Source organism: Pseudomonas fluorescens, from assembly GCF_000968015.1.
Classification (GTDB): Bacteria; Pseudomonadota; Gammaproteobacteria; order Pseudomonadales; family Pseudomonadaceae; genus Aquipseudomonas; species Aquipseudomonas fluorescens_W.
The window spans coordinates 1-3863 of record NZ_LACH01000105.1 but is presented as its reverse complement, the minus strand read 5'-3'; the positions used below and the strand labels follow the sequence as shown (position 1 = coordinate 3863).

At 57.1% G+C, this 3863-nt stretch carries 5 protein-coding genes; 2 read left to right on the top strand and 3 right to left on the bottom strand.

Going from position 1 to position 3863, the window contains the following annotated elements; translation table 11 throughout:
* Positions 1-160 precede the first annotated feature (160 nt).
* Positions 161-562 carry a DUF5329 domain-containing protein gene (locus VD17_RS30525; protein ID WP_046057081.1) on the bottom strand — a complete coding sequence of 134 codons (402 nt, stop codon included), beginning with the start codon at positions 560-562 and terminating at the stop codon, positions 161-163.
* Positions 563-1085: 523 nt separating this feature from the next.
* On the opposite strand from VD17_RS30525, the gene VD17_RS30520 reads away from it, so the two are divergent.
* Both VD17_RS30520 and VD17_RS30515 read left to right on the top strand, forming a co-directional pair.
* Positions 1086-1289: a hypothetical protein gene (locus VD17_RS30520; RefSeq protein WP_046057080.1), complete on the top strand. Its 204-nt coding sequence runs from the start codon at positions 1086-1088 to the stop codon at positions 1287-1289.
* Positions 1290-1406: 117 nt separating this feature from the next.
* Positions 1407-2120: a metallophosphoesterase gene (locus VD17_RS30515; protein WP_046057079.1), complete on the top strand. Its 714-nt coding sequence runs from the start codon at positions 1407-1409 to the stop codon at positions 2118-2120.
* A 99-nt stretch (positions 2121-2219) separates the two neighbouring features.
* On the opposite strand, the gene VD17_RS30510 is transcribed toward VD17_RS30515, so the two are convergent.
* The gene (locus tag VD17_RS30510; protein WP_007900300.1) at positions 2220-2417 is read right to left on the bottom strand and encodes a YbdD/YjiX family protein; all 198 of its coding nucleotides are present in this window, start codon (positions 2415-2417) and stop codon (positions 2220-2222) included.
* Between the two features lie 14 nt (positions 2418-2431).
* A partial coding sequence (locus tag VD17_RS30505; protein ID WP_046057078.1) for a carbon starvation CstA family protein occupies positions 2432-3863 on the bottom strand: 1432 nt, incomplete at its 5' end.

Below are 3863 nucleotides of genomic sequence, written 5' to 3'. Positions count from 1 at the left end.
AGGCACCGAATGGAGGGGCAAAGCCTTTTGGTTACTTTGGGGCTCTTCCAAAGTGACTCGCTGTAAGAGCGAAACCGCAATCAGCCATCACCGCAGAACCGGATATGTACCCCAACAGCATTCCGCAAATGGGCCAGGCTTTATCGTTTCGGGGATAGGCTCAATGGTGCTGACGTTGTCTCTGTAGCTCCGACTTCAGCCAGGTACTCGTCGGCTGGACGCCTGTCGAGCAACGCACTTCATAGGCTTTGCCACTCATGCTGCTTTTAGTGGCCGCGAGATCGATGAAGTCTTCTGCGCTACTCACCAGGTTCTTGCCTTCAAGATAATTCAGCTTCTTTTCGAGATGTGCCCGAGCCTGGGGTCCAGGGTATTCACTGCCGTTACGCACGAACTGACACTCACTGCGCTCCACAAAATCCAGCAAGCCTTTTATCTCTTGGTTTGCCTGTGGCGTGGTTTGAGCCTGCGCACCGCCCGCCACTGCAAAAAGGCCGATAGAAGCAGCGATCAGCCATTGGCGGACAATGGGTCGAGTCACTGCTGCTTTCAAAATCCACATGATACTTCCTTGTCCTGGAAGGGCTGACTGCAGCGCGGCATCACCCGAGCAACCAGCAGAACGCTGAGCGATGTTGTTCGTTCGAAAGGATCAACCTGTGGAAGAGAAAGGGGATCAATGAGCCCAGTGCCTCTGTGCGCGAGCAGTTGGCCAAAGTCGCAGTTACTTATCCCTGTATCGGCATCAGACTCATTGATCGTTGCCCAGCTCAATGTTGGGCGATTTCCATCTAACCGAATGGAGATGCATTGGCGCGTCAAAAGCAGCCATGCCCTATTTTTTTAACAAAACAACTTCGACACGTCTAATCACCTTTTTCCCCGGCCTTATAGGCTCAGGAAATATCGCCACACCACCATTCGTCGCATCAGAAACACTGCGCAATTTTTTTGACTATTACTGGCTTAAGGTTTGCAGAAGACGCTCGTAGCTGCCCCAGAACGACGTAATTCTGACGCGACAGCATTTTAATTAACGCTTAGGACGCCAGCGATGCGCTTGGTCAGTCACCGGGAGATGTAACGTGTCAACTCTCAACGAAATCGCAGCGAACCACGCGAGAATGGCCAAGGCTCTTGTCGAAGAGTCGACCGTGCTGAGTGAGCGCCCCACCCAGATAGTGGATAGTTTCGAAGTTCCATCCATGGATGCGCCACACATGCCTCTGCACCTTATCGCCGGAGTGCAGGACAACCATTTCGGCAAAGCGACGGCCTACTCGCTCTGACGATGCTTGATCTGGTGCGGTAAAGGACTGCCCGTCGGCGCGCTAACGGTCGAGTACCACTTTCTGGCCTAAACTCAACTGACTAACCCGTTGGGGAGCTGCCGGAGTGGCATTCCCATGCTCGAATCTGTAGAGATGTCACGCGTGAAGCACTTCGCCGCCAATGTTGCCGGCCGAGATTTCGCGATCGGTGATATTCATGGCCATTTCACGGGGGTGCAAGCGGCTCTGGAGGCAGCTGGATTCAACCGCTTGGTAGATCGGCTGTTCAGTGTTGGCGATCTGATTGACCGCGGCCCCGAGTGCCGTGACGCGCTCGATTGGCTGGACAAACCATGGTTCCACCCGGTGCGCGGCAACCATGACGACTACGTGGTGTATTTCGATACCTGCGACATCGACAGCTGGATGCTCAACGGGGGCTCATGGTTCACGGGCCTGTCGTTGGTCGAGAAGCAAGCATTCGCGGCGCAGTTCGCCAAGCTCCCTATCGCGATCGAAGTCGAAACGGCACACGGCCTGATCGGCATCGTGCACGCCGATTGTCCATTTCCATCATGGCAGCAACTGCGAATGGAACTGGAGTCGCCGGAAAGCAACAGGCATCTGCAGGAGGTGCAGCACTATTGCATGTGGTCACGAAGGCGCATCGATCAGCAGGAAACGCATGGCATTGAAGGCCTGCGCGCACTGGTCGTTGGGCATACGCCGCTGTATATGCCCGTCAGCCTTGGCAATGTGATTCACATCGATACGGGTGGCTGGAGGCCGGACCGTGGTTATTTCACCCTGCTGGACCTCGAAACGCTCCAAACCATCCCCGCAAGCTGACTCAACACGCATCGGCCAACGCCATTCACGCAAAAAAAACCCGGCTTTATCAGCCGGGTTCTTTATTACCTATTCAGGTGGCATCACTGCCACCGACCATCAACAGCACTTCGGCCCAGCCTTGCTTCCGTAACGAGCTTCCTGGCGTTCCCGAAAGAACACCTCATAACTCATCACCGGTTTGTCCGGGTGCTTGGTTTGCATGTGCTCGACGTAGGTGTCGTAGTCGGGCATCCCGACCATCAGGCGCGCGGCCTGACCGAGGTATTTACCGAGGCGACTCAGGTCATTGAACATGCTGCAATCCTCGATCAAGCGTCCGGCAGTGCCTGGAATGGCGCTTCTTTATCCGTACGTTCTTTAGTACCCCAGGCGGCGATACCGACCTTGAGTGCAAAGAACAGGATGCTGAAGACCACCAGCAAGAACAGCGCGGTCAGCGTTGCGTTGGTGTAGGCGTTGTAGATCACGTGCTGCATCTGGTCGATGCTCTTCGCCGGGGCGAGGATCTGACCGTTGGCCAGCGCATCGCTGTACTTCTTGGCCAGGGCCAGGAAACCGATCGCCGGGTTGGCCTCGAACAGCTTGATGAAGCCGGCGGTGGTGGTGCAGATCAGCAGCCACACGGCGGGCAGCATGGTGACCCAGACGTAGCGTTGGCGTTTCATTTTGATCAGCACAACGGTCGCCAACATCAGCGCGATACCGGCCAGCATCTGGTTGGAAATACCGAACAACGGCCACAAGGTGTTGATGCCACCCAGCGGATCGATCACGCCCTGGTACAACAGATAACCCCACATCGCCACGCAACCAGCGGTGGCGATCAGGTTGGCGGTCCAGGATTCAGTGCGTTTCAGCGCCGGCACGAAGGAACCGAGCAAGTCCTGCAGCATGAAACGGCCGGCACGGGTACCGGCGTCCACAGCCGTCAGGATGAACAGCGCCTCGAACAGGATCGCGAAGTGGTACCAGAATGCCATGGTGTTTTCACCCGGCAGAAGGTGGTGCAGGATCTGCGCGATACCAACTGCCAGGGTCGGCGCACCACCGGCACGGGCCAGGATGGTGGTTTCACCGATGTCCTTGGCCACCGCTTGCAGCGCTTCCGGGGTAATTGCAAAACCCCAGCTGCTGACAGTCTGAGCAACCGTAACAGCGTCAGAGCCGACAAGCGCCGCCGGGCTGTTCATGGCGAAATACACGCCCGGCTCAATCACCGACGCAGCGACCATGGCCATGATGGCGACGAAGGATTCCATCAGCATGCCGCCGTAACCGATGTACCGGGCATGGCCTTCGCTGGCCAACAACTTCGGCGTAGTGCCGGAAGCAATCAGCGCGTGGAAACCGGAGACTGCGCCACAGGCGATGGTGATGAACAGGAACGGGAACAGACCGCCCTTCCATACCGGCCCGGTGCCGTCGATGAACTGGGTCAATGCCGGCATTTTCAGGTCGGGCATGGTGATCAGAATGCCGATCGCCAAGGCCACGATGGTGCCGATTTTGAGGAAGGTCGACAGATAGTCGCGCGGGGCCAGAATCAGCCACACCGGCAATACCGCGGCAACGAAACCGTAGCCAATCAGCATCCAGGTGATCTGGATCCCGGTGAAAGTAAAGGCCTTGGCCCAGACCGGATCAGCGGCAATCTGCCCGCCGAGCCAGATCGAACCGAGCAGCAACAGCACGCCGACCACGGAGATTTCACCGATGCGACCCGGGCGGATGTAGCGCATG

Bases quoted from the DNA above. Each gene is read 5' to 3' on its own strand.
- VD17_RS30525 (WP_046057081.1), bottom strand. From the start codon at position 562: ATGTGGATTTTGAAAGCAGCAGTGACTCGACCCATTGTCCGCCAATGG.
- VD17_RS30510 (WP_007900300.1), bottom strand. From the start codon at position 2,417: ATGTTCAATGACCTGAGTCGCCTCGGTAAATACCTCGGTCAGGCCGCG.
- VD17_RS30515 (WP_046057079.1), top strand. From the start codon at position 1,407: ATGCTCGAATCTGTAGAGATGTCACGCGTGAAGCACTTCGCCGCCAAT.